This is a genomic window from Flavobacterium sp. (assembly GCF_040383245.1).
Taxonomy (GTDB): Bacteria; Bacteroidota; Bacteroidia; order Flavobacteriales; family Flavobacteriaceae; genus Flavobacterium.
Genome location: NZ_JBEIDX010000008.1, coordinates 18,947 through 44,713, shown reverse-complemented (window position 1 = coordinate 44,713; position 25,767 = coordinate 18,947). Strand labels below are relative to the sequence as shown.

Here is a 25,767-nt window from a genome sequence, read left to right as displayed (position 1 = left end):
TTCCAATGTTGGTAAAAACCAAAGCAATTGTACTTTCATCCTTAAAATACCAAGAAAAAAGCTTGATTGTGAAGTGCTTTACTCTTTCGGATGGTTTAAAAAGTTACTTTGTGGCAAGCGCCTATTCGGGGAAAAAATCCAATCAAAAAATCGCCTATTTTCAACCACTTACTATTCTAGAAATTGAAGCCAATCATAAAAATAAAGGCACGTTAGAACATTTTAAAGACATCAAACTTGCGACTGCTTTTCAGACAATAAATACCGATGTGATAAAAAGCACTATTATAATTTTCTTGTCAGAAATGTTGTATCATAGCATTCAAGAAGAGGAAAAAAATGAAGATTTATTTACCTTTCTAGAAACGGCACTAACTTGGTTAGATACCCATGAAGAAACTTCTAATTTTCATTTAATATTACTCTTAGAAATCACAAAATTTCTCGGATTTTATCCAGATACTTCTGATCTTGATGCTAAATTTTTCTCAATGGATGAAGGTGGTTTTACTATCTTTCAAGGAATTAATTGCCTTTCGGAACACGAAACTTCGTTGCTTAAAAAATTAGTTTCCTTGAAATTTGATTCCAATCAAAAAATCTTCAACGGAATTGAACGACAACTTCTATTAAATATCCTTCTAAATTACTATTCAATTCATCTTGACGGATTTAAAAAACCAAAATCTTTAGAGGTTCTAAAAGAGGTTTTTGCATAAAAAAACGATAAATTAAAAAAACTTTCAAGTTTTTAGCTAAAAGTCGGCGCTCTTTTGTCTATTTTTTATTCTCTTTTATCAAAATTCCTTACTTTCGCAATTCGATTTTTAGCAACCAAAATAATGAGCACAAAATTTACGGAATACAAAGGACTTGACCTGCCAACAGTGGCATCTGAAGTACTAAAATTTTGGAAAGAAAAAAACATCTTTGAACAATCGGTAACTTCAAGAGAAGGGAGCACTCCTTACGTTTTCTTTGAAGGCCCGCCTTCTGCAAACGGTTTACCTGGAATTCACCACGTAATGGCACGTGCCATTAAAGATATTTTTTGCCGTTATAAAACCCAAAAAGGCTTTCAAGTAAAACGAAAAGCAGGTTGGGATACTCATGGTTTGCCAGTTGAATTAGGAACCGAAAAAGAATTAGGTATCACTAAAGAAGACATCGGAAAAACAATTTCAGTAGAGCAATACAACGAAGCATGTAAAAAAACCGTAATGCGCTACACCGATGTTTGGAATGACCTTACCGAAAAAATGGGTTATTGGGTAGATATGGAAGATCCGTATGTGACCTACAAATCCAAATACATGGAAAGCGTTTGGTGGTTACTGAAACAAATTTACAACAAAGATTTACTATACAAAGGCTACACCATACAGCCGTATTCGCCAAAAGCAGGTACCGGTTTATCTTCGCATGAAGTAAACCAACCAGGCAGTTACCGAGATGTTACTGATACCACAGTCGTAGCTCAATTTCTAACAAAAACTGATAGTTTACCAAGGTTTTTACAAGGTTTTGGAACTGTTCATATTTTAGCTTGGACGACCACTCCATGGACTTTACCTAGTAATACTGCGTTAACTGTTGGGCCAAAAATTGATTATGTTTTAGTTAAAACGTTCAACCAATATACTTTCCTTCCTGTCAATGTTATTTTGGCTAAAAATTTGGTTGGAAAACAATTTGGAAAAACCTTTTTTGAATCTTCTGAATCTTCTGATTTTGAAAATTTTAAAGAAGGAGATAAAAAAATTCCCTACCAAATTCTTGCCGAATGCAAGGGTGCTGATTTAGTTGGAATTCGATACGAACAATTGATGCCATTGGCATTACCTTATCAAAATCCAGAGAATGCTTTTAGAGTAATTTCAGGAGATTTCGTAACGACAGAAGACGGAACCGGAATTGTACATACTGCCCCAACATTTGGAGCTGATGATGCTAAAGTTGCCAAAGAAGCAACTCCAGAAGTACCGCCAATGTTGGTTTTGGATGAAAACGGAAACGCTGTTCCATTAGTAGATTTACAAGGAAAATTTATTCAAGGTCTTGGGGAATATTCTGGTAAATACGTTAAAAACGAATATTACAACGATGGTGAAGCGCCAGAGCGTTCTGCCGATGTAGAAATTGCCATTCAATTAAAAGAAGAAAATAAGGCTTTCAAAGTCGAAAAATACGTGCACAGTTACCCACATTGTTGGAGAACAGACAAACCAATTTTATACTATCCGCTTGATTCTTGGTTCATCAAAGTAACTGAAATCAAAGATAGAATGTTCGACCTGAACGAAACCATCAACTGGAAGCCAAAAGCAACCGGAGAAGGTCGTTTTGGAAATTGGTTAAAAAATGCCAACGACTGGAATTTATCGCGTTCTAGATATTGGGGAATTCCATTACCGATATGGAGAACCGAAGACGGAACCGAAGAAATACTAATAGGTTCTGTTGAAGAATTGTATTCTGAAATTGAAAAATCAATTGCTGCTGGAATTCAAAATGAAAATCCATTTAAAGGATTTGAGGTCGGAAACATGAGCGAAGCAAACTATGAACTGGTTGATTTACATAAAAATGTAGTTGACAATATCGTGTTGGTTTCGCCTTCTGGAAAAGCAATGAAACGCGAATCTGACTTGATTGATGTATGGTTTGATTCGGGGGCTATGCCTTATGCACAATGGCATTATCCATTTGAAAATAAAGATTTAATTGACGAAAATAAAGCGTTCCCCGCCGATTTTATTGCCGAGGGAGTAGATCAAACTCGTGGTTGGTTTTATACTTTACATGCTATTTCAACTTTAGTATTTGATAAAACAGCCTATAAAAATGTAGTTTCTAATGGTTTAGTTTTAGACAAAAACGGACAAAAAATGTCCAAACGATTAGGAAATGCTATTGATCCATTTGAAACATTAACCGAGTATGGCCCAGATGCTACGCGTTGGTATATGATTTCGAATGCCAATCCTTGGGACAACTTAAAATTCGATTTAGAAGGAATTGCAGAAGTGAGAAGAAAATTCTTCGGGACTTTATACAATACCTATTCGTTCTTTAGTTTGTATGCCAATATTGATGGTTTCAATCATTCGGAGCCCGAAGTTCCATTAAATGAAAGACCCGAAATAGACCGTTGGATTTTATCCGAATTACATACTTTAATTAAAGAAGTAGATGGTTATTATGAAGAATACGAACCAACTAAAGCGGCAAGAGCGATTTCTGATTTTGTACAAGAAAATTTAAGTAACTGGTATGTGCGTTTATGCAGAAGAAGATTCTGGAAAGGCGAATACGGCACCGATAAAATTGCAGCGTATCAAACCTTATTTACTTGTTTGTTAAATGTGGCCAAACTCTCTGCACCTATTGCGCCATTCTTTATGGATAAACTTTACAAAGATTTAACGCAAGCGACACAATTAGAAGATTTTGACAGTGTACATTTGGCAAAATTTCCGGTTTCCGTTGAAAACTTTGTTGATAAATCATTGGAAAGCAGAATGATGAAAGCGCAAACCGTTTCTTCGTTAGTTTTATCACTTCGAAAAAAGGAAATGATTAAAGTGCGTCAACCGTTGCAAAAGGTTATCATTCCTATACTTGACAACAATCAACGTGCTGAAATTGAAGCAGTTTCCGATTTGATAAAGGCCGAAGTTAATGTCAAAGAAATAGAACTTTTAGACGATGCTTCAGGGATTTTAGTGAAACAAATTAAACCAAATTTCAAGGCTTTAGGACCTCAATTTGGAAAAGATATGGGCTTGATTGCCAAAGAGATACAAGGATTTTCGGCAGAGCAAATTAATCAATTGGATGCCACTGGAGAACTAAGTATTGAAATATCAGGAAAAAGTATAATTTTAACATCCCAAGATGTAGAAATAACTTCTCAAGATATTCCGGGATGGTTGGTTGCTAATGCAAACGGAATTACAGTAGCTTTAGACATTACGATTTCTGAGGAATTAAAACAAGAAGGGATTGCAAGAGAGTTGGTAAACCGAATTCAAAATATTAGAAAAGATTCTGGATTAGAAGTTACCGATAAGATTAAAGTTCAAATTCAGCAACAAAGTGAATTAGAGCAGGCAATAAAAAATAATGAGGAATACATTATGTCGGAAACCTTAACCAAAGAGTTGCAATTTGTAGCTTCCGTTTCAGAGGGCATAGAAATAGAATTTGACGATATAAAAACAAAAATATTAATTTCAAAATAGAGCAAAGATGACAGATGAAAAAATGAGATACTCTGATGCCGATTTGGCGGAGTTCAAAGAAATTATTCTAAGCAAAATAGAAAAAGCACAAACTGATTTAGAATTAATCAAAAGTGCTTACATGAATGATTTAAATAATGGTACCGATGATACCTCACCTACTTTTAAAGCATTTGAAGAAGGAAGTGAAACTATGAGTAAAGAAGCAAACTCACAATTGGCAATTCGTCAAGAGAAGTTTATTCGTGATTTAAAAAATGCACTTTTCCGTGTTGAAAATAAAACGTACGGAATTTGTAAAGTAACCGGAAAACTAATAGGAAAAGAGCGTTTAAAAATAGTTCCTCATGCTACAATGAGCATTGAAGCTAAAAATTTACAACGCTAATAATCTGATTTCAATAATTTAAACGCTCTTTTTGGAGCGTTTTTTTTTGGAAAAATAATACTACTTTTGCAGCTATAAAACCTGAAAAATGAAACTACGAAATTCGGCGCTACTTATCATTTTAATCTTACTTATTGATCAATGGTCAAAGATGTTTGTAAAAACACATTTTGTGTTAGGCGAACAAGTCGAAGTTTTTAGATGGTTTAAAATATTATTTATAGAAAACGAAGGAATGGCCTGGGGAACAGAAATCCCTGGTGAATACGGAAAATTATTCTTAACGGTTTTCCGAATTTTTGCGGTTATTGCTATAGGATATTGGCTTTGGGATGCTACTATAAAAAACAGATCTCGCTATTTAATTGTTGCCATTTGTTTGATTTTTGCAGGGGCATTTGGAAATATTATCGATTCTGTTTTTTACGGAGTAATGTTTGACGATAGCCACCATAATTTAGCTACTTATTTCTCAAATAAACCTTACGGGACTTTATTTCATGGCAAAGTGGTGGATATGTTCTACTTTCCATTTATTGAAGATTATATGATGCCAAGTTGGATTCCTTTTATGGGTGGAAAACAAATCACTTTCTTCAATGCCATTTTTAATGTGGCCGATTTTGCTATTTCTACTGGAGTTGGAATCTTGATTTTCTTCAATAAAAAAGCATTCGCGCATTCAAATTAATTTGAATTTAGAATTCATAAATTCTACCTGGAGTTACGCAATAATCTAAGGAGACATCTATATCAGAAGTATCTTCAATAATTGGTTCTGCATCAAATAATGACAAGCCAATTTTTATAGTTTCAGGGTTGCATTCTGATAAAAAAGCATCATAAAATCCTTTACCATAACCCACTCGATTCCCTTTATTATCAAAGGCCAACAAAGGAACGAAAACTACTTCAATTTTTGAAACCGGCACTTCTATTCCGTCAAGAGGTTCAGGAATATTATAAGCGTTTTTTATAAATTTGGTGTTTTCTGTAAGAAGAAAATGCGTCATTTTATGGGTAGTAAAATCGCTTTTAGAAACCACCACTTCTTTGTCTTTTCCAGCTAAAACATGCAAAATAAACTCAGTATCTATTTCTTTTTGTTCGGAAATAGATAAAAATAAATGAAAATAGGTTTTATCCCAAATATCTAAAGAAAGTAACTGATTGGCAATAGCCAAACTTTGAGATTCTATAAAATCCGAAGGTAATTCAGCTCGTAACGCTTTATATTTTTTTCTTAATTCGCTTTTAAACATAAAGTAAATATAGAAAAATTTCGATTTGTTTTATGTAGAATTTAAAGTTAAATTTGTTTGGATTAATTAACGAATTCGTTCCTTTCTATCACAATGAACAATCCATCTTTAGAACTTCAAATACAAACACTACCCGACAATCCTGGGGTGTATCAGTATTATGATAAAGAAGGAAAAATTCTATATGTTGGTAAAGCAAAAAATTTAAAAAAAAGAGTTTCCTCCTATTTTAATAAAGTCCACGACAATGCCAAAACCAATGTGCTCGTTAGAAAAATAGTTGAGATAAAACACATTGTAGTTTCTTCAGAACAAGACGCTTTATTATTAGAAAACAATTTAATAAAAAAGTTGCAACCAAGATATAATGTATTGCTGCGCGATGACAAGACTTACCCTTGGATTTGCATTAAAAAAGAACCGTTTTCTAGAATTTTCCCTACACGAAGAATGGTGAAAGACGGATCGGAATATTTTGGACCGTACACCAATTTCAAAACAGTAAATACTGTATTTGAATTAATAAAAGAATTGTATCCACTACGAACTTGCAACTACGATTTAACTGAAAATAACATTCAAAATCATAAGTATAAAGTGTGTTTAGAATACCATATTGGCAATTGCAAAGGTGGATGTGAAGGTCATGAAACATTAGAAAATTATCAAAAACAAGTAAATGCCATTCGTGAAATCCTAAAAGGAAATTTCAAAGAAAGCTTGAAGGAATTCAAGGTAAAAATGCAGGAATTAGCTTCGGAAATGCACTTTGAAGAAGCTCAAAAAATAAAAGAAAAGATTGAAGTTTTAGAGCAATACCAATCAAGATCAACTATATTAAATCCGAAGATTTCTAATATAGATGTGTTTTCAATTATCTCTGACGAATCGGTGGCTTATATAAATTTCCTACAAATTTCTTATGGCGCCATTATTCGATCTTATACTTTAGAATTAAAGAAAAAACTGGAAGAAACCAACGAAGAACTTCTAGAATTGGCTGTGGTGGAACTTCGGGAGCGTTTTCATTTGACATCCAAAGAAATAATTCTGCCTTTCGCTCTAGATTTTGGCGAAAAAATCAAGGTTACCGTTCCGCAATTGGGTGATAAAAAACAAATTTTAGAACTCTCTGAACGCAACGCCAAATACTACCGAATGGATCAATTGAAACAAATTCAAATTGTAGATCCGGAACGGCATACCACCCGAATTATGGCGCAAATGCAAAAAGACTTACGCCTTTCGGTAGAGCCACGACATATTGAATGTTTTGACAATTCCAATATTCAAGGAACCAATCCAGTAGCGGCTTGTGTAGTTTTTAAAGACGGGAAACCATCTAAAAAAGATTACCGCCATTTCAATATAAAAACCGTTGAAGGACCTAATGATTTTGCTTCTATGGAAGAAGTGGTGTATCGAAGATACAAACGTCTTTTAGACGAAAATCAGCCTTTGCCACAGTTGATCATTATTGATGGTGGAAAAGGGCAATTGTCATCGGCGCTAAAAAGTATTGATGATCTTGGCTTGCGCGGAAAAATTGCCATCATCGGAATTGCAAAACGTTTGGAAGAATTGTTTTATCCCGGCGATTCGGTGCCTTTGTACCTTGATAAAAAGTCGGAAACACTCAAAGTTATTCAGTTTTTACGAAATGAAGCGCACCGATTTGGAATTACATTTCACCGTGACAAACGCAGTAAATCAGCACTCAATTCCTCTATGGAAGCCATCCCTGGAATAGGTGAAAAAACAATGCAAACGCTAATTACCCACTTTAAAAGTGTTAAAAGATTAAAATTGGCTACCGAAAAAGAAGTTTCGGAAGTAATTGGTGCATCAAAAGCCAAAAAAATTTACGACTTTTACCATAAATTCGATAATTAATATTTGTAGCAAATGTTTAAGGCCTGTTTGCAATCTGCTTTTCTGCCCTACACTTCTCCCGATAAAAATCGGGATTCATTGCTATTGGTGCTAAATTATAAAGTTATTTTATTCCTTTTTTCTTTGTTATTTGTTCTTTATTCTCAAAATAACTATTCTCAAGATTCCATAAAAAGACCTAAAATTGGATTGGTTTTAACAGGCGGTGGCGCAAAAGGATTTGCTCATGTTGGCGTATTAAAAGTACTTGAAAAAGCTGGAGTTAAAATTGATTACATCGGCGGAACTAGTATGGGAGCAGTAGTTGGAGGACTTTATGCAACAGGTTATAATGCCACACAAATAGATTCGATTTTTCATGACACTAATTTTAATGAACTAATTACCGATTACACTCCAAGAGCAAATAAAAGTTTTTACGAAAAACGCAACGACGAACTCTACGCTGTAACCTTACCCTTTAAAAAGTTAAGTATTGGTGTTCCTTTGGCTTTATCAAAAGGGATTTACAATTATAATTTATTGCATAAGTTAACACACCCTGTTCGTCATATTAGAGATTTTAGCAAATTGCCAATTCCTTTTTTATGTATAGCAACCGACATTGAAACCGGTGAACAACAAGTGCTTACGGAAGGTAGTTTCCCACAAGCGTTATTAGCTAGTTCGGCTTTTCCATCCCTGTTTTCCCCAGTTGAAATAAACGGAAAATTATTAATTGACGGAGGCGTTTCTAATAATTACCCAATCGATGAAGTTCGAAAAATGGGCGCTGATATTATTATTGGAGTTGATGTACAGGACGATTTAAAAAACCGAAATTCCTTGAATGAAGCAACTCAAGTACTGCTTCAAATTTCTAATCTTCAAGTAATGAAAGGGATGAAAGATAAAATTAGTAAAACAGATATTTATATAAAACCTGATATTTCAAATTTTACTGTTATCTCATTTGATAAAAAAAATGAAATAATTAAAAAAGGAGAAGATGCTGCAATAAAAATAGTAGATCAAATAAAAAATTTATCTCAAAACCATGAACCTTTACAAGTTAATACTCTCCGAAACAAAAGCATTATGATTACCAAAGTTCACTTTAATGATTTAAATGACTACACTCGATCTTATGTAATAGGAAAATTAGGTTTTAATGAGGGAATGAAGGTTAACTATGATCAAATAAAAGAAGGAATAAATACGCTAAATGCAACCGGAAATTTTTCGAAAATTAGCTACCAGTTTAATGAATATAATTCGGGAGATGAACTAGAATTAAACATTAAAGAAAATAACATTAGTACCTTTTTAAAATTTGGACTTCATTATGATGGTCTTTTAAAAAGCGCTGCTTTGGTAAATATTACGCAAAAAAAATCGTTTTTTAGAAACGACGTTATGTCAATAGATATGGGTGTTGGGGATAATTTTAGATACAATTTAGATTATTATGTTGATAATGGCTTTTATTTTAGTTTTGGATTCAAATCTTCCTTTGTGCAGTTCAATAAAAATATTTCAAATGACTTTAATAATGGAGCTATTATTAATCAACTTGGAATCAATTCATTAAATATAGATTATTCTGATTGGACTAATGCGGCTTATTTACAAACTATTTTTGCAGAAAAATTTTTAGTAGGCGCTGGTATAGAATTAAAATATTTAAAAATAGGATCAAATACATTACAAAACAATAATCCTATTTTTGAAGACAGTAATTATGGCAGCATTTTTGGATACTTAAAATATGACTCCTTAGACAGTAAGTTTTTTCCTAAGAAAGGATGGTATTTTAACAGCAACTTACAATCCTATTTACTTTCATCAAATTATACCAATAAATTTAACAGATACAATATTGCTAGTTCTCAAGTTGGAATTACCAGAACATTTTACAAAGTAATTAATTTAAAATTTGAGTCAGAAGCTGGGGTTACATTTGGTCAAAACAGTACACACTTTCTAGATTTTTCACTTGGTGGATTTGGATTTAATCCAATAAATAATATAAAATCCTTTTATGGTTATGATTTTTTAAGTATTACTGCTGATAGTTATGTTAAAATACTCGCCACATTTGATCTTGAATTTTATAAAAAAAACCACATAAATTTTTCAGCAAATTATGCTAATGCTGAAGACAAATTATACAGCACTGGAAATTGGCTTGCAACACCAAGACACACCGGTTATGCGCTTGGATATGGCCTTGAAACTGTTCTTGGTCCAATTGAAATAAAATACGCTTGGTCTCCAGAATTGGCTAAAGGATTTGTTGGGTTTAATGTTGGTTTTTGGTTTTAAAAAGTAGAAAGTTTCTATTTTAGTAGAAATATTAAACAAAAAAAGTATATTTGAGCATATAAATAAAAAAAATACACTATGTCTATTTGGAGAGTAAAGCCTGTTTCTGCCTTTGAAGCAGATATGAAAAAAAGTGAATTAAAAAGAGTATTAGGTAAATGGAGTCTTACTGCAATTGGTATTGGCGCTATTATTGGTGGTGGAATTTTTGTTCTTACCGGAACCGGAGCCTATTATCATGCAGGACCAGCTTTGGCTTTGTCATTTATTATTGCAGGTGTTGCCTGTGTATTTGCCGCTTTATGCTATTCTGAGTTTGCTTCTATTTTACCTGTTGAAGGCTCTGCCTATGCCTATGCCTATGGAACTATTGGAGAACTTTTTGCATGGATTATAGGTTGGGGATTAATTTTAGAATATGCAATGGGGTCTATGACCGTTGCCGTTTCGTGGTCGGGATATTTCAACAAACTCTTAAAAATGTTTGGTTTACATCTTCCCGATTGGCTTACCAATGATCCTGGTAGTTATACTGGAGAAGGATTTTCTATGAATTTACCAGCTTTTTGTATTGTAATTTTTGTTATTTCAATATTAATTAAAGGTACTCAAAGTGCTGCTAAAGCAAATAATTTAATTGTAATGCTTAAAGTGTCTGCGGTATTATTTGTAATTATTGCTGGAGCTTTCTTTATTAATACCGCTAACTGGCATCCATTTATTCCAGACGCTACTAGTATTGTAGATGCAGCAGGACAATCGCATGAAGCATACGGGATAAAAGGAGTAATATCTGGAGCTGCAGCAATTTTCTTTGCTTATGTAGGATTTGATGCTGTTTCAACTCAAGCAGGTGAAGCTATTAACCCGAAAAAAGATGTGCCTTTTGCGATCATCACTTCATTATTAGTTTGTACTTTCTTATACATTTTAGTATCTTTAGTATTAACTGGAATGATGAATTATGATGATTTTAACCCACTAGGAAAATATCCTGAAGCGATTAAAGCACCTGTTGCTTATGCATTTGATATTGCAGGACAAGCTTGGGCCGGTTATGTAGTTACCATAGCGGCTACAGTTGGTTTAATTTCTGTATTAATGGTAATGATCATGGGTCAGTCAAGGATATTTTTAGGAATGTCTAAAGACGGTCTAATTCCTCCAGTATTTTCAAAAATTCATGGTGTAAGCGGAACCCCTAAAACTAATTTATTAATTCTTGGAGCTGTTATCGCTGTAGTTGCTGCATTTACTCCTATTAATAAATTAGCTGATATGACCAGCTTTGGAACCTTATTTGCATTTACCATGGTTTGTATTGCAGTTTGGATTTTAAGAAAAAGACAGCCCGAATTAAATAGACCTTTTAAAGTGCCTTTCTTACCAGTTATTGCAACTTGTGGAATTTTAATCAATACCTATTTAATGATTAATCTAAGTATTGATGCTCAAATATTGTCTCTAGGATGGTTAGTAATTGGAGTATTTATTTATTTCATTTACGGAAAAAATAAAGCTAAGCTAAATAATAAAGAATAATATAAATTCAAAAAATCCAAAAGTTTCATATCAAAGACTTTTGGATTTTTTTGTTTTTTTTCGATATTTGTAAGAATGAAAAATTGGGACAATTTACTTATTCTATTAAAATACCTCATCAAGAGAAATCCGGAATGAGTTCTACTTCTTTTTTGTGTGTTAACTAAAGTCTGTATTATTCAACTTTATTTTTTCAAACCTTTAAACAAAAAGAAATGCCTTTATATCATAAACTAGGATCTATCCCTCCAAAACGCCATACTCAATTTAGAAAAGAAAATGGCGATTTATATTACGAACAACTTTTTGGAACCGTAGGTTTTGACGGAATGTACACTAATTCCTATCATGAGCAACGCCCTACACAATTAAAAAAAATAGGAGAGCGCTATAGTGTAGCTCCAAAAATTGCTAAGACTAACAATATTCAATCCTATAAATTACAAGGATTTGATGTGGAGCCTCAAGATGATTTTTTAGAAAGCAGAAAAATTGTTTTAACCAATTCCGATTGTCATATTGTTCTTGCAGCTCCAAGAAAATCAACTACAGAATATTTTTATAAAAACACCGATTCTGATGAAATGATTTTCATTCACAAAGGATCTGGAAAATTAAGAACCATCTATGGGAATTTAGATTTTAGCTATGGTGATTACCTAATTATTCCAAGAGGAATTATCTATAAAATTGATTTTGATACCCAAGATAATCGCTTGTTTATTTTAGAATCGCATTCACCAATTTACACTCCAAAACAATACCGCAACTGGTTTGGACAATTATTAGAACATTCTCCATTTTGCGAACGCGATATTCGCAAACCATACGAATTAGAAACTAATAATGAATTTGGAGATTTTGTTATTAAAGTAAAAAAGAAAGACGAAATTATAGATATGGTCTATGCTTCTCATCCCTTCGATGTAATAGGCTATGACGGTTACAATTATCCATATGCTTTCTCGATTCATAATTTTGAACCTATAACTGGGAGAGTACATTTACCTCCGCCAGTACACCAAACATTTCAAACAAATTCATTAGTCGTTTGTTCCTTTGTACCAAGGCTGTACGATTATCATCCATTATCTGTACCTGCGCCTTACAACCATAGTAATATAGATTCAGACGAAGTATTGTATTATGTAGATGGCGATTTTATGAGTAGAAATGATGTCAAAGCGGGTAATATTTCCCTACATCCGGCAGGAATTCCTCATGGCCCTCATCCTGGAGCAGTAGAAAGAAGCATCGGTAAAAAAGAAACTTTAGAATTGGCAGTAATGGTAGACACCTTTAAACCTTTAATGGTTACTGAAGAAGCACTAAAAATTGCCGACGATAACTATTACCTTTCCTGGCTAGATAAATAAAAATAAAATCTTAGTAGTTAAGCCTATTGAATGCTTAAAATAGTGAATTGCTACTTCACCCTTAATTGTAAAAAAATGGCAAAAGATATAAAATCTGTAGAATACGGACTAGAAAAAATATTTAGTGGAGCTCAAGATTTCCTTCCACTATTTGGAACCGATTATGTTGAATTTTATGTAGGTAATGCAAAACAATCGGCGCATTATTACAAAACTGCATTCGGTTTTCAATCGCATGCTTACCGCGGACTTGAAACAGGCTCACGCGATTCAGTGAGTTATGTTTTAAAACAGGATAAAATCCGATTGGTTTTAACAACTCCACTAAATAGTAATTCCCCAATTAATGAACACTTACGTAAACATGGAGACGGAGTAAAAGTAGTTGCACTATGGGTAGAAGATGCAAAATCTGCTTGGGAAGAAACAACGAAACGCGGAGCAAAATCATTCATGGAACCAACCGTTGAAAAAGATGAAAACGGAGAAGTAATTCGATCTGGAATCTATACTTATGGAGAAACCGTTCACATTTTTGTAGAAAGAAAAAATTATAATGGACTATTCCTTCCAGGATTTAAAGAATGGAAATCTGATTATAACCCTGAAGCATTAGGATTAAAATTCATTGACCATATGGTTGGAAATGTGGGTTGGGGTGAAATGAACCAATGGGTAAAATGGTACGAAGAAGTTATGGGATTTGAAAATTTCTTATCTTTTGATGATACCCAAATTCACACTGAATACTCAGCTTTAATGAGTAAAGTAATGTCTAACGGAAACGGTAGAATTAAATTCCCGATTAACGAACCAGCCAAAGGAAATAAAAAATCTCAAATTGAAGAATATCTCGATTTTTATGAAAGTCCGGGCGTGCAGCATATTGCAGTTGCCACAGATGATATTATTAAAACAGTATCGGGATTAAAAGCAAGAGGTGTTGAATTTTTACCTCCTCCTCCTCAAGCCTATTATGATGATATTCCAAGAAGATTGGGAGTTCATATGGATATTATGAAAGAAGACATAAAAAAACTTCAAGAACTTTCTATTTTAGTTGATGCCGATGAAGATGGTTATTTATTACAAATATTTACAAAACCCGTTGAAGATCGTCCAACCTTATTTTTTGAAATAATTCAAAGAATGGGAGCAAAAGGATTTGGCGCTGGTAATTTTAAAGCTCTTTTTGAGTCAATTGAAAGAGAACAAGCATTACGAGGAACTTTGTAAATTGTCAATTTTATTAGAAAATTAACATAATATATCGTTGTAGTAACCATATTTTTAATAAAAATATGTTAAAGTTGATTTTTTGCTGAGAATAATCTAACAACTTTATTAACTTTGTACCAACAAAAAACTAAAGGAGTGGTTTCCATTAATTTTTTATATAAATTTTCATAATTTATAGTTTTTAGGTTGGTTAATAGTACAAAAACTCTGTCATAAATTTGATGGAGTTTTTTTGTTTTAATATATTTGGAACAGAAATTGATTTATTTTCGCAGGTCCTTAATACCATTTCAAATGAAAAAAATAATTGTACTTGCTCTATTCTTGCTTAGCGTTAGTTTTGACACCATTCAAGATACTCCGTTTGATACAGGTGAATGGTTTAAATTTCGAATACATTACGGATTGGTTACAGCTGGATATGCCACGCTTGAAATTAAAGATGCTTTGAGAAATAACAAAAAAGTATACCATGCAATAGGAAGAGGTTATACAACCGGAATGTCTAAATGGTTTTTTAAAGTAGAAGACAATTATGAAACCTATTTTGACAGGGTTACGGGCAAGCCCTACCAATATGTTCGAAAAATAGATGAGGGAGGTTATACTAAAAATGAAGAAGGTTTTTTCAATCAAGATAAAAACACCATTTTAGTTAAAGATCTTAAAAATAATACAAGTCAAACTTTCAACACTCCAGAAAACATACAAGATATTGTTTCCACTTTTTATTATTTACGAAAACATCCTAATGTTGATCGATTAAAAATTGGTGAATCAATAGCGATAGACATGTTTTTTGATCAAGAAACGACAAAATTTAAGTTAAAATATGTTGGAAAAGAAGATTTAGAAACTAAATTTGGGGTAGTTCCATGTATGATTTTTAGACCATTGGTTCAAGCCGGTCGAGTATTTAAAGAACAAGAGAGTTTAACAGTTTGGGTTTCAGATGACGCCAATAAGTTGCCTCTTAGAATCAAAGCAAGTTTAGCAGTAGGATCTTTAAAAGCAGATTTAGAATCATTTAAAGGATTATCAAATCCATTTACCATAAAAGTTATCGAATGACAACAGATACAACAAGATTAATATCCGAATTAGAAAAAAAATTTGATGCAATAAATCAAAAAACAGATACACACCTAGAAGGACTACTTTGGTCTAAACCAATCACCTATTGGGATTATATCCAAACTGATGCATTGCTGAATTTGCAAACACAAAGAACTGTTTTGCCTGATGAAATGGTCTTTATCATGTACCATCAAGTAAATGAATTATTATTCAAAATGATACTTTGGGAAATAGATCAAGTATGCATTTTAGAAAAACCTGAAACAAGTTTCTTTGCTGAAAAAATGATGCGAATTAGTCGCTATTTTGATATGCTAACTACCTCTTTCACCATTATGGGAGAAGGAATGGAAGTAGACCAATACATGAAATTTAGAAATACCTTAACCCCTGCAAGTGGATTTCAAAGTGCACAATATCGATTGATTGAGTTTGCGTCTACCGATTTAATCAATTTAATTGACCATAGATTTAGAGCAACTATTGATCGAAACACGCCGTATTCGCATGCATTTGAACATTTGTATTGGCAGGCTGCTGGAAAAGATTATAAAACAGGTGAAAAATCGTTCTTAATTCTTGAATTCGAAAGAAAATACAAAGACGAGTTTTTACGCTATATGGAAGCGCATAATACAAGTAATCTTTGGCAAAAATTCAAGCAACTTCCTGAAGCAGATCAAAAAAATGCCGAATTAGTTGCGGCCATGAGACATTATGATAAAACGGTAAATATTACCTGGGTTATGGGCCATTTAAATACTGCAAAAAAATATATCGAAAGTGGACAAGGATCTGGCGAAGCAACTGGAGGTAGCGATTGGAAAAAATACATGCACCCAAAATACCAAAGACGAATTTTCTTTCCCGAGCTTTGGAGTGAGGAAGAATTGAAAAATTGGGGAGAAGATTGTTAAAGTAAATTTCAGCTTTTTGAAAAAAATTGCATTTCTTTTTTGTGTTTTACTAGCGTTATCTTCTTGTAATAATTCAGAGGAAGATTTTGTTATTGAAGATGCTGAGCCACAAAAACCTGTGGTTGATTTTGGATTTCACTACGATGAATTTAATGTGCATTACGACACCATTCAAAGTCAAGATACATTTGAGAGAATATTAAAAAAACAAAATCTTAACGGTAAAAAAGTAGCAGAAATTATTCGCGTTGTAAAAGACTCTTTTTCAACCAGCGTTCGATATAAAAGACCTTATGTTTGCTTAAGATCTAAAGATAAATACAACAAATTACAATATCTTATTTACCAACCTACCCGACTGGATTATTATTTAATTGATCTTACCGATTCTATTATTGGGTACAAAAAAATGAGACCGCTTAAATTCAAAGTTCGTACCATTGCAGGTGAACTTACTGGTTCTTTAACCCAAACATTACGAAGCATGAAAGTGGAGCCAACACTTTCAGGTAGGTTAACCAAAGTTTTTGCTTGGTCAATCGACTTTTTCAAATCTAGAAAAGGCGATAAATTTGCAATTAGCTTTACAGAAAGATACATTAACGATACCGTTTATGATGGAGTTGATAGTTTGAGAGCGGCCTTTTTTGAATATAAAGGAGAAAAAATTTATGCCTTCCCTTTTGCTCAAGAACGAAATGGAAAAACAGATTATTACGATGAAAACGGAAAAGCTCTAAAGAACTTTTTCTTAAAAGCACCACTTAAATTTGTAAATATCACCTCGCGTTTTGCAAAAAACCGATTCCACCCAGTACAACTTATTTGGAAAGCCCACAAAGGAACCGACTATGCCGCACCATCTGGAACGCCAATTATGACAACCGCTTCAGGGGTTGTAGAACAGGCAGGATACACAACCGGAAATGGAAATTTTGTGAAAGTAAAACACGACAAAACCTACTCTACTCAATACCTTCACATGTCTAGAATATTAGTTCGTAGAGGACAACGCGTAAAACAAGGTGATGTAATTGGAAAAGTAGGCAGCACCGGACTGGCTACAGGTCCTCATGTGTGTTATCGATTTTGGAAAAATGGCCAACAAGTTGACGCTTTAAAATTAAAACTGCCCAATTCACAAACCATGGAAGGAAGAAACCTTCCTAAATACAAAGAATTTATGCGACCACTAAAACGAGAATTGGATAGTGTTGCAGAAGTTACCTTTAGAAAAAAATCTAAATCCTAAACCCCTTCAACTACATCGTTTTCATTGATATAAATTAATTATTAATACTAATTTATTGGTTTATTATACATTCTTTTATCTAATTTTGTCCCTCAAATAAAATAATATGGCCTTACCAATTACCAATCCGACCAATACCAAAGCTTGGCAAAATTTAAAAAATCATTTTTCTAAAATGGAAACCAATTCCATTAAAGAACTGTTTCAAAATGATGCTTCAAGAGCTGAAAAGTTTCACTTAAAGTGGAATGATTTTTTGGTTGATTTTTCAAAAAACAACATTACTTCAGAAACCCTTGAGTTATTGTTACAATTAACTGAAGAGGTGCAATTAAAAAAAGCCATTGAGCAATGTTTTAATGGTGAATTAATTAATCAAACTGAAAATCGCGCGGTTTTACATGCTGCTTTAAGAGCGCCAAAAAGTGCTTCGTATATTGTTGATGGGAAAAATGTAATGGATGAAGTATATGCGGTGAAAGACAGCATTGCTAAATTCACTAATGAAATAACATCTGGCGTAAGAAAAGGATATACCGGAAAAGCATTTACTGATGTGGTAAATATCGGAATTGGTGGTTCGGATCTTGGTCCAGCCATGGTGGTTGAAGCATTACAATATTATAAAAATCATTTAAATGTTCATTTTGTTTCTAATGTAGATGGAGATCATGTAAATGAAATTATTAAAAAAATAAATCCCGAAACAACGCTTTTTGTAATTGTATCTAAAACATTTACAACACAAGAAACACTAACCAATTCTGAAACTATTAGAAGTTGGTTTTTAAAATCTGCGAAACAAGAAGATGTAGCAAAACATTTTGTTGCCGTTTCCACAAATATTCAAAAAGTAACCGAATTTGGAATCGATGCCAACAACATTTTTCCAATGTGGGATTGGGTTGGCGGACGTTTTTCACTTTGGTCTGCTGTAGGATTGTCTATTAGTTTGGCGGTTGGTTTTGATAATTTTGATAAATTATTAAAAGGCGCAAACCAAATGGATGAACATTTTAAAAATGAATCTTTTGATAAAAACATTCCAGTAATCTTGGCATTATTAAGCGTTTGGTACAACAACTTTTTTGGCGCTGAAAGCGAAGCGATAATACCTTACACGCAATATTTACAAAAACTAGCTCCATATTTGCAACAAGGAATTATGGAAAGTAACGGAAAGAGTATTGGTAGAGATGGTAAACCAGTGAATTACCAAACCGGAACTATTATTTGGGGAGAGCCAGGAACCAATTCACAACACGCCTTTTTTCAATTAATTCACCAAGGCACTAAATTAATTCCGACCGATTTTATTGGATATGTTTCACCTCTTTATGGAGATCAAGAGCACCATAATAAATTAATGTCCAATTTCTTCGCTCAAACAGAAGCCCTATTAAATGGAAAAACTCCAGAAAAAGTACAAGAGGAATTTGATAAACAAGGCCTAGAAAAATCAAAAGCAGATTACTTAAAACCATTTAAAGTATTTACTGGAAATAAACCTACAAACACTATTCTTATTGAGCAATTAACTCCAGAAAGCCTTGGAAGTCTTGTTGCTATGTACGAACATAAAATATTTGTACAAGGAATTATTTGGAATATTTTTAGTTACGACCAATGGGGTGTTGAGCTAGGAAAGCAATTGGCCAACTCCATATTAGATGAAATAAATAATAAAAAAGTGGCAAATCACGATAGTTCTACCACATTTTTACTAAATCATTTCTTAAATAAATAACTAATTATAGCATGAATAATTAATACCCTCAATATTTATTGTAGTATTGAGGTTTTTTTATTCATTTAATTGATTTACTATTAATATTTTAGAGATTTTATAAAAAATAATTGTTGAATTTGAATTTTATATAGAAATTCAATTTGTTAACATTCTGTTGATGCAAACTATAGAATTGCAGATAATTTATATGCTAGTTTAGATCCTACAAGACAAACTTCTGCAACAAATCTTGGAACTTTAAAATTGCCTTCTTATGGATTAATGGATGCAGGTTTTTCTTTCAAAATGCCAGTAGGAAAAGATAAGTCAGATTCTGTGAATTTTAGATTGAACATCAACAACCTATTGGACACGGTTTATATTGCAGAAAGTAGAACAAATACTTTTGCTAAAACAAGAGCAGATTTTGCTACTGATGCTGCATTCCAAACCTATTCGAACACTTTATACAAAGGATTAGATCCAAGCAACCAAGTATTCTTCGGATTTGGAAGAACATGGAACTTTGGAATTACTTATAATTTCTAAAAGTCCCTTATCCTAGAATTTAAACCTCTTCCTAACCGAAGAGGGTTTTTTTATTCTTTTTTTTCTGTATATTTGTTAAAATAAATATTAAATATATGTACGAATTTATTCAAAAATTTCACTCGGGGTGGGCATATTTAGCACTTTTATTATTAGTAGTTGCTGTCCTTAATTCGGTACTTGGATTAGTATCAAAAAAAGAATTTAGCTCGAAAAACCGAACAATTGCCTTGCTTGGATTAATAGCTGCACATATTCAATTACTAGTTGGGTTTGTACTTTATTTTGTCTCGCCAATTGGAAAAGCAGGTTTGAGCGAAATGAGTAATGCTGCTATTAGATTAACTGCTTTAGAGCACCCATTAATAAACATTATTGCTATTGTATTCATCACCATTGGATGGTCTAAACATAAAAAAGCAACTTCTAGTCTAACAAAGTTTAAAACGATTTCCATTTTTTATGGATTGGGTTTATTGCTAATTTTAGCCAGAATTCCATGGCATTTATGGTTCTAATACGATAGTTCTATTGGTGATTATTTGCCAAAAACGAACTTATATCAAATTAAAACTCATTAAAGATGAAAAAAAGAATAACCAAACTTCTTGTTATACTAATTGCTTTACTCGGCACCAGCTTTTTTGCGCAATCTATTCTTATCGGAAAAAAAGAGGCTAAAATAATTACTAAAGATTCGGTGAAAAAACAAAAAATCACTGAAAAAACTTTAGTTATAACCGATTCTGTTACTGCCTATAAAGGGAAATTCAAGCCCTACAAAAAAACAGCTAGGGCTTCCTATTATGCAAATAAGTTTCATGGCCGACGCACCGCAAGTGGCAGAATTTATAATATGTACGAACTTACGGCTGCACATAAAACTCTTCCCTTTGGAACTAAAATAAGAGCAACCAATATTGCAACCGGAAAAACAGTTGTGGTAGAAATAACCGATAGAGGGCCATTTGTGAGAGGAAGAGAAATCGACTTATCTAAAAAAGCCTTTTTTACTATCGCTTCTAGTAGCGGTGCGGGATACATTAATGTGTATTTGGAAATATTACAAAACTAATTACCACCTATTAAAAGGGTATAAACTAATGTAGGAGTTGTAATAACGCTTGTCTCCGGTGACTTCTTTACCCAGCCAATTGGGTTTTAATATAGCTTCATTTTCATCTTCTAACTCCACCTCAGCCATTATTAGACCTTCATTTTCTCCGTGAAAAACATCAATTTCAATAGTGTGCTTTCCCGACTTTACTTCATAACGGGTTTTTTCAATAACCCCTTGTTCGCATAATTTTAATAGTGATTTGGCTTCCTCAAGGGAGATTTCTTTCTCCCACTCCATTCTTGAAGTACCCGTTTTATTTCCTGAGCCTTTAACCGTTAAATATCCTTTTTCGCCTTTAATTCTTATGCGCACAGTTCGTTCTGGATCAGAATTAAGATAACCTTGCGCAATAGCATGTTGCGCAGAAGACTCAGCAATAAAATCCAAAGAGATAACTAAAAATTTTCTTTCTATTTCTATCATAAAGCAGCTGTTGGTATCAAAAATAGCACTTCTGTTTTCAATAAAAAAATTAAATAAAATTAAAGGGCTCCTTAAAGGATTTTTAGCTCTTATTTGACTTCATGTTTAAAGTTTATTTTCATTAAAAATCTTTGCCTAAATTATTTAAATATAAAATGTAAAACACGCTTCCTTTTTTTTACTTTTGCCGTGAAATACAATTTTTAAGAAACTGTTAAACAAAGCTATTTAAGACAACCCCATTTCTAATTAAGGTTCATGAACCATAGCAAAAAAGTAATCCTATTTATTTTATTGGTCACAAGCATTCAGCTGGTTTTGTCTGCATTCTCAAAAGAGATTGTAGCCTATTATCCTTATTTTAAAAATGTGAATTTACTGTCGGATATTTTAGTGAAAGAAAAAACCGCTAAAGGCGAAATTAAGATAAAACAAAAATCCAAATCTTTTACTGCTGAAGGTCATCTTATAAATGAATTTGATGACTATCAAAAGAAAAACACGCTTATTCGCTTCAATACAGATACCCTAATTCCAGCTTTGCCAAAAATTACCCAAAAAATGCTGCAACTTGCAGAAGGCAAAAATGTGAAAATAAGAATTGCCTGGTTTGGCGACAGCCAAATAGAAGGCGACTTTATTACCCAAGATGTTCGGGAGCAATTACAAAATTATTTTGGGCAACAAAAAGGGGTTGGTTATGTGCCTATATCTTGCGTGTCTTCTGATTTTAGACGAACTGCTAAAGTATTTTTAAACGGTGATTTTAATGTCGATAATTTTAAAAAACAAGAGCATAATTCTGGTTTATTCTTATCTGGATATTCTTTCTTTAGCAATAACTTAGAAGTTGATTTTAGAGATAATATCAAAAAAAATGCCACCCAAAAAACACAAAAATGGTTGCTTTATGGAAGAGGAGATACCATTGCGGTTAAAATTAATGATTCAGTTGTAAAATTACCTGCCAACTCCGAATTCAACAGGGTATTAATTGGAAGTGGCGTTTCCAGCAAAGCTAAGTTTACGCTTTATGCAAAGCATACTCCAGTTTATGGTGTTAGCTCTGAGCCACAATCGGGAATTGTCTTAGATAACTATTCTTTTAGAGGAATTACAGGTGTTGAGCTTAAAAAAATTAGCAGTAGTTTGTTAGCCGAATTAGACAAAATTGGATATTATGATTTAATTGTTTTTCAATATGGCGTGAATTTATTGTTTCAACCCAATGATACCAATTATGATTATTATTATCGTGGCATGCGCCCAATGCTTAAGAAGTTTCAAAACAACATGCCTAACACCGAGTTTTTATTATTTAGCTGCTCTGACAGGGCTTTTAATTATGATGGACAATGGAAAACTGCCATCGGAATTGATTCTTTAATTCAAACTCAGGCTCGATTATCTTACGATACCAATACACCATTTTATAATTTCTATAAATCTATTGGTGGAAACGGAACCATTGTAAAATGGGCAGACAGCATCGTTCCATTTGCAAATAAAGATTATATTCATTTTAATTACAAAGGGGCAAAAGCAGTAAGTAAAACCATTTTTAAAGCGTTAATAAACGATTATCAAAAAGCGGTTACACTAAAAAAATTAAACAAACCGGTTATTACAACTGCGCCTGTAAATGTGAAAGTCCCTGTAAGGAATAAACAGGTAGCACCTAATTCACCAATGATAACGCCTAAAGCTGAAAAACCTATAATAAAAGCCGACTCTATATGATGGAAATAGATTGGAATAGCGTAAAAGAGCAACTTTTGTATGATGCTCAAAATCCATTGTTATTTAACAATGGGTTCTTCGTGTATTTTTTATCGGCTTTCATTTTATTATACTATATCTTCAGAAAAAACTATAAACACAGAGCGATTGTGCTTTCATTGTTTTCGCTTTATTTTTTCTATAAAGCCAGTGGTAGTTTTGTGTCAATTGTAATTCTATCAGCCTTTTTTAATTTCGGTATTTCCAATTGGATATTTAAGGTTAAGAAAAAAGGAGGAAAACAATTTCTATTATTTTTAAGTGTTGTTTTCAACCTTGGATTGCTTTTTTATTTTAAATACACTAATTTTTTTATTGAGGTTTGGAATAATTTCTCCGAATTAAAATTTAATGTTCTACACATCTTACTCCCTATTGGTATTTCCTTTTTTACTTTCGAAAACCTGAGTTATACCATTGATGTATATCGAGGAGAAATAAAGCCCGAAAAAGGAATTGTAAATTACCTTTTATTTCTTTCTTTTTTCCCAAAACTAGTTATGGGACCTATAGTTCGTGCAAAGGATTTTATACCACAGTTAAAGAAAGAATATCATGTAAGTGACACCGATTTTTCTAAAGGTTTTTATCTAATAATTACCGGATTAATAAAAAAATTAATCATCTCCGATTATATTTCGGTGAATCTTGTAAACTATGTTTTTGACGGACCTCATCTTCACAACGGATTGGAGTGTTTAGTGGCATTGTATGGTTATGCTATTGTAATTTACTGTGATTTTAGCGGATATAGCGATGTGGCTATAGGTATTTCTAAATGGATGGGAATCACAATTCCAACCAACTTCTTATCGCCTTATCAAAGTAAATCGGTGAGCGAATTTTGGCGCAGATGGCACATTTCGCTTTCAAGTTGGTTGCGCGATTACCTTTACATTTCTATGGGTGGAAATCGAAAAGGAAAATTTAGAACCAATTTAAACCTTTTCTTAACCATGCTTATTGGAGGGTTTTGGCATGGCGCAAGTTGGAATTTTATTATTTGGGGAGCACTTCACGGAACGGGATTAATGATAAATAAAATGTGGTCCTTCCTTTTCGGAAAAATAAAACTACTTCCTTCGGGGTTGAGTAATTTTTTCTATGCCCTAATCACCTTCCATTTTGTTTGTTTCTGCTGGATTTTCTTCAAGGCAAGTAGTCTTGATACCGCTTTACAATTCATCCATCAAATAGTTTATCAATTCACTTTTGATGGAGCCTACGAATATGTAGAAAACTACAAATTTGTAATCATCATGATTGCAATTGGCTATGCGATACATTTAATTCCGGATAGTTTTTCTGAAAAGATTGTCGAAAAACAAAAAAGCTTTCCTATGGTGTATTACCTTGTTGGGATGTACCTTTTTATTGCTTTGTATTCGATATTTAAAAGTGCCAAACCAGTAATGCCTATCTACTTGCAGTTTTAGTAGTTTTTACACAAAAACTCGTTCCAAACTTTTGCGAAAGCGGCTACGAATAAATTGCCTTGAAGCGCATAACCCTCTTTAGAAAAATGTACCAAATCTTGGCGCAACAATTGTTTTTTCTTCCAAATAGAAGCGCCTTCTATACCCTTAGAAAGATTATATAAATCCCAATAAACCAAATTTGTTGCGTTGCAATAATCAATTAGCGCATTGGTAATGGTTTCAAGCGATGGATTGGGCTTGCTTTTCTTAAAATAGGAAACTGGTGGGGTTGAAAGAATAATACAAGCATCTGGCGAAGCCAAACGCAATTTAGCAACCATAATTTTCACGTCATTAATAAAACTCTCTGCAGTTAAATTCGGATCCTGAGCTTCATTCGTTCCAAGAGAAACAATAAAACAATCGGCATTTAACTTATTTAAATGTTTCCAAAATTGAGCTGTTTTTGTATAGTCTGAATATTTTGCCCCGTTCGCACCAATACTGTGGTAAATGATTCCGCAGGCATCTCTTTTCTCTAAAGATGCACCATAAAAATTAATGTTGTCATTAGTAGGAAAAGCTAGACGAAATGCTGAAGTAGGAGCTTTTAAATTTAAAATAGTGTGATCGGGGGCTGAAGAAAAACAACCATTTTCGGCTTCACAGTCATTGTATTCCATGTATAATTCAGAGACCGCTCCACCTAGAAATAATTGCACTTTATCAAAGGAATCTTTAGCTCCATTTACCGCACGTAATTCAAAATTAAATTCTGGATCTGGGCATTGTGATTGCATTCCAAATGCCGAAACGCCGCAGGTAATTGTGGTGTCAACTCGAGCCAATCTGCTGCTTTTCCATTCGCTAGAACTACTTGAAAAAATATCATACGGAGCATTTGATTTCCCTACTTGGTAGGGAAACACCATACCACGACCGGCATTTCCAAAATAGCCTTGCAATTCATTTCGTATAACCGAAGTAGCCACATCACCTTGAATATGGGAATCGCCAATATGAACAAACACCGCGTTTTCTTTGCTAAAGTGTTTAATCTTATACAATTTAGCCAATAGCGGATAGATGGAATTATTGTTTTCTAACGTGTTTTTAGAAACATCAAAGGCGTTATATAATGTGGTGTCTATCGCTTTTGGATTCCAATCTTCAATTTTTTGCGCATGCAAAGGCATTGCTATAAGCAAAGCAAAAACAAATGCAAAAAAATAATTGTTGGAAAACATAATTAAAC

At 33.1% G+C, this 25,767-nt stretch carries 21 protein-coding genes; 18 read left to right on the top strand and 3 right to left on the bottom strand.

The window, feature by feature from the left end:
* Window positions 1-5: 5 nt before the first annotated feature.
* The 4 genes from recO (at window position 6) to ABWO08_RS05110 (ending at window position 5,323) form a co-directional block, all read left to right on the top strand.
* Window positions 6-719, top strand: coding sequence for a DNA repair protein RecO (gene recO / locus ABWO08_RS05125; protein ID WP_353083990.1), 714 nt, complete (start codon window positions 6-8; stop codon window positions 717-719).
* A 123-nt stretch (window positions 720-842) separates the two neighbouring features.
* Entirely contained in the window at window positions 843-4,244 is a 3,402-nt protein-coding gene (ileS, locus tag ABWO08_RS05120; RefSeq protein WP_353083989.1) for an isoleucine--tRNA ligase, read from the top strand.
* A 7-nt stretch (window positions 4,245-4,251) separates the two neighbouring features.
* The gene (locus tag ABWO08_RS05115; RefSeq protein WP_353083987.1) at window positions 4,252-4,632 is read left to right on the top strand and encodes a TraR/DksA family transcriptional regulator; all 381 of its coding nucleotides are present in this window, start codon (window positions 4,252-4,254) and stop codon (window positions 4,630-4,632) included.
* 88 nt (window positions 4,633-4,720) lie between these two features.
* A complete protein-coding gene (locus tag ABWO08_RS05110; protein WP_353083985.1) occupies window positions 4,721-5,323 on the top strand; it encodes a lipoprotein signal peptidase in 603 nt (200 codons plus the stop codon).
* Between the two features lie 7 nt (window positions 5,324-5,330).
* Here the strand turns inward: ABWO08_RS05110 and ABWO08_RS05105 are convergent, their stop codons facing one another.
* Window positions 5,331-5,894: a 5-formyltetrahydrofolate cyclo-ligase gene (locus tag ABWO08_RS05105; protein ID WP_353083983.1), complete on the bottom strand. Its 564-nt coding sequence runs from the start codon at window positions 5,892-5,894 to the stop codon at window positions 5,331-5,333.
* Window positions 5,895-5,987: 93 nt separating this feature from the next.
* On the opposite strand from ABWO08_RS05105, the gene uvrC reads away from it, so the two are divergent.
* From uvrC to ABWO08_RS05045, 12 genes are all read left to right on the top strand, one after another.
* A complete protein-coding gene (uvrC, locus tag ABWO08_RS05100; RefSeq protein ID WP_353083982.1) occupies window positions 5,988-7,787 on the top strand; it encodes an excinuclease ABC subunit UvrC in 1,800 nt (599 codons plus the stop codon).
* A 12-nt stretch (window positions 7,788-7,799) separates the two neighbouring features.
* A complete protein-coding gene (locus tag ABWO08_RS05095) occupies window positions 7,800-10,091 on the top strand; it encodes a patatin-like phospholipase family protein (RefSeq protein ID WP_353083980.1) in 2,292 nt (763 codons plus the stop codon).
* Window positions 10,092-10,169: 78 nt separating this feature from the next.
* Complete coding sequence (locus ABWO08_RS05090; RefSeq protein WP_353083979.1) at window positions 10,170-11,633, top strand: APC family permease; 1,464 nt, start codon at window positions 10,170-10,172, stop codon at window positions 11,631-11,633.
* Window positions 11,634-11,848: 215 nt separating this feature from the next.
* Window positions 11,849-13,009 carry a homogentisate 1,2-dioxygenase gene (locus ABWO08_RS05085; RefSeq protein WP_353083978.1) on the top strand — a complete coding sequence of 387 codons (1,161 nt, stop codon included), beginning with the start codon at window positions 11,849-11,851 and terminating at the stop codon, window positions 13,007-13,009.
* Window positions 13,010-13,084: 75 nt separating this feature from the next.
* Entirely contained in the window at window positions 13,085-14,245 is a 1,161-nt protein-coding gene (gene hppD, locus ABWO08_RS05080; RefSeq protein WP_353083977.1) for a 4-hydroxyphenylpyruvate dioxygenase, read from the top strand.
* Window positions 14,246-14,542: 297 nt separating this feature from the next.
* The gene (locus ABWO08_RS05075) at window positions 14,543-15,319 is read left to right on the top strand and encodes a DUF3108 domain-containing protein (protein ID WP_353083976.1); all 777 of its coding nucleotides are present in this window, start codon (window positions 14,543-14,545) and stop codon (window positions 15,317-15,319) included.
* Window positions 15,316-16,242 (top strand): tryptophan 2,3-dioxygenase family protein, encoded by a 927-nt coding sequence (locus tag ABWO08_RS05070; RefSeq protein WP_353083975.1) that lies wholly within the window; start codon window positions 15,316-15,318, stop codon window positions 16,240-16,242. The genes ABWO08_RS05075 and ABWO08_RS05070 overlap by 4 nt, the downstream gene beginning before the upstream one ends.
* A gap of 16 nt (window positions 16,243-16,258) precedes the next feature.
* Complete coding sequence (locus ABWO08_RS05065; RefSeq protein WP_353083974.1) at window positions 16,259-17,494, top strand: peptidoglycan DD-metalloendopeptidase family protein; 1,236 nt, start codon at window positions 16,259-16,261, stop codon at window positions 17,492-17,494.
* Between the two features lie 106 nt (window positions 17,495-17,600).
* Window positions 17,601-19,241 carry a glucose-6-phosphate isomerase gene (gene pgi, locus ABWO08_RS05060; RefSeq protein ID WP_353083973.1) on the top strand — a complete coding sequence of 547 codons (1,641 nt, stop codon included), beginning with the start codon at window positions 17,601-17,603 and terminating at the stop codon, window positions 19,239-19,241.
* 246 nt (window positions 19,242-19,487) lie between these two features.
* Complete coding sequence (locus ABWO08_RS05055) at window positions 19,488-19,772, top strand: hypothetical protein (RefSeq protein ID WP_353083972.1); 285 nt, start codon at window positions 19,488-19,490, stop codon at window positions 19,770-19,772.
* A gap of 95 nt (window positions 19,773-19,867) precedes the next feature.
* Complete coding sequence (locus ABWO08_RS05050) at window positions 19,868-20,290, top strand: hypothetical protein (protein ID WP_353083971.1); 423 nt, start codon at window positions 19,868-19,870, stop codon at window positions 20,288-20,290.
* A gap of 65 nt (window positions 20,291-20,355) precedes the next feature.
* The gene (locus ABWO08_RS05045; protein WP_353083970.1) at window positions 20,356-20,847 is read left to right on the top strand and encodes a septal ring lytic transglycosylase RlpA family protein; all 492 of its coding nucleotides are present in this window, start codon (window positions 20,356-20,358) and stop codon (window positions 20,845-20,847) included.
* On the opposite strand, the gene ABWO08_RS05040 is transcribed toward ABWO08_RS05045, so the two are convergent.
* A complete protein-coding gene (locus ABWO08_RS05040; protein WP_353083969.1) occupies window positions 20,848-21,315 on the bottom strand; it encodes a CYTH domain-containing protein in 468 nt (155 codons plus the stop codon).
* Window positions 21,316-21,573: 258 nt separating this feature from the next.
* Between ABWO08_RS05040 and ABWO08_RS05035 the strand changes: the two genes are divergently transcribed.
* Window positions 21,574-23,055 carry an SGNH/GDSL hydrolase family protein gene (locus tag ABWO08_RS05035; RefSeq protein WP_353083968.1) on the top strand — a complete coding sequence of 494 codons (1,482 nt, stop codon included), beginning with the start codon at window positions 21,574-21,576 and terminating at the stop codon, window positions 23,053-23,055.
* Entirely contained in the window at window positions 23,052-24,530 is a 1,479-nt protein-coding gene (locus ABWO08_RS05030) for an MBOAT family O-acyltransferase (RefSeq protein ID WP_353083967.1), read from the top strand. The genes ABWO08_RS05035 and ABWO08_RS05030 overlap by 4 nt, the downstream gene beginning before the upstream one ends.
* Here the strand turns inward: ABWO08_RS05030 and ABWO08_RS05025 are convergent.
* A complete protein-coding gene (locus ABWO08_RS05025) occupies window positions 24,527-25,759 on the bottom strand; it encodes a GDSL-type esterase/lipase family protein (protein ID WP_353083966.1) in 1,233 nt (410 codons plus the stop codon). The two genes, ABWO08_RS05030 and ABWO08_RS05025, sit on opposite strands and share 4 nt — an antisense overlap.
* Window positions 25,760-25,767 lie beyond the last annotated feature (8 nt).

Excerpts from the sequence above, each read along its gene's own strand:
- hppD (WP_353083977.1), top strand. The coding sequence starts at position 13,085 with ATGGCAAAAGATATAAAATCTGTAGAATACGGACTAGAAAAAATATTT.
- uvrC (WP_353083982.1), top strand. The coding sequence starts at position 5,988 with ATGAACAATCCATCTTTAGAACTTCAAATACAAACACTACCCGACAAT.
- ABWO08_RS05035 (WP_353083968.1), top strand. The coding sequence starts at position 21,574 with ATGAACCATAGCAAAAAAGTAATCCTATTTATTTTATTGGTCACAAGC.
- ABWO08_RS05070 (WP_353083975.1), top strand. The coding sequence starts at position 15,316 with ATGACAACAGATACAACAAGATTAATATCCGAATTAGAAAAAAAATTT.
- ABWO08_RS05040 (WP_353083969.1), bottom strand. The coding sequence starts at position 21,315 with ATGATAGAAATAGAAAGAAAATTTTTAGTTATCTCTTTGGATTTTATT.
- ABWO08_RS05045 (WP_353083970.1), top strand. The coding sequence starts at position 20,356 with ATGAAAAAAAGAATAACCAAACTTCTTGTTATACTAATTGCTTTACTC.
- ABWO08_RS05025 (WP_353083966.1), bottom strand. The coding sequence starts at position 25,759 with ATGTTTTCCAACAATTATTTTTTTGCATTTGTTTTTGCTTTGCTTATA.
- ABWO08_RS05075 (WP_353083976.1), top strand. The coding sequence starts at position 14,543 with ATGAAAAAAATAATTGTACTTGCTCTATTCTTGCTTAGCGTTAGTTTT.
- ABWO08_RS05030 (WP_353083967.1), top strand. The coding sequence starts at position 23,052 with ATGATGGAAATAGATTGGAATAGCGTAAAAGAGCAACTTTTGTATGAT.
- ABWO08_RS05090 (WP_353083979.1), top strand. The coding sequence starts at position 10,170 with ATGTCTATTTGGAGAGTAAAGCCTGTTTCTGCCTTTGAAGCAGATATG.
- ABWO08_RS05115 (WP_353083987.1), top strand. The coding sequence starts at position 4,252 with ATGACAGATGAAAAAATGAGATACTCTGATGCCGATTTGGCGGAGTTC.
- recO (WP_353083990.1), top strand. The coding sequence starts at position 6 with ATGTTGGTAAAAACCAAAGCAATTGTACTTTCATCCTTAAAATACCAA.
- ABWO08_RS05105 (WP_353083983.1), bottom strand. The coding sequence starts at position 5,894 with ATGTTTAAAAGCGAATTAAGAAAAAAATATAAAGCGTTACGAGCTGAA.
- pgi (WP_353083973.1), top strand. The coding sequence starts at position 17,601 with ATGGCCTTACCAATTACCAATCCGACCAATACCAAAGCTTGGCAAAAT.
- ABWO08_RS05050 (WP_353083971.1), top strand. The coding sequence starts at position 19,868 with ATGTACGAATTTATTCAAAAATTTCACTCGGGGTGGGCATATTTAGCA.
- ABWO08_RS05095 (WP_353083980.1), top strand. The coding sequence starts at position 7,800 with ATGTTTAAGGCCTGTTTGCAATCTGCTTTTCTGCCCTACACTTCTCCC.
- ABWO08_RS05085 (WP_353083978.1), top strand. The coding sequence starts at position 11,849 with ATGCCTTTATATCATAAACTAGGATCTATCCCTCCAAAACGCCATACT.
- ileS (WP_353083989.1), top strand. The coding sequence starts at position 843 with ATGAGCACAAAATTTACGGAATACAAAGGACTTGACCTGCCAACAGTG.
- ABWO08_RS05110 (WP_353083985.1), top strand. The coding sequence starts at position 4,721 with ATGAAACTACGAAATTCGGCGCTACTTATCATTTTAATCTTACTTATT.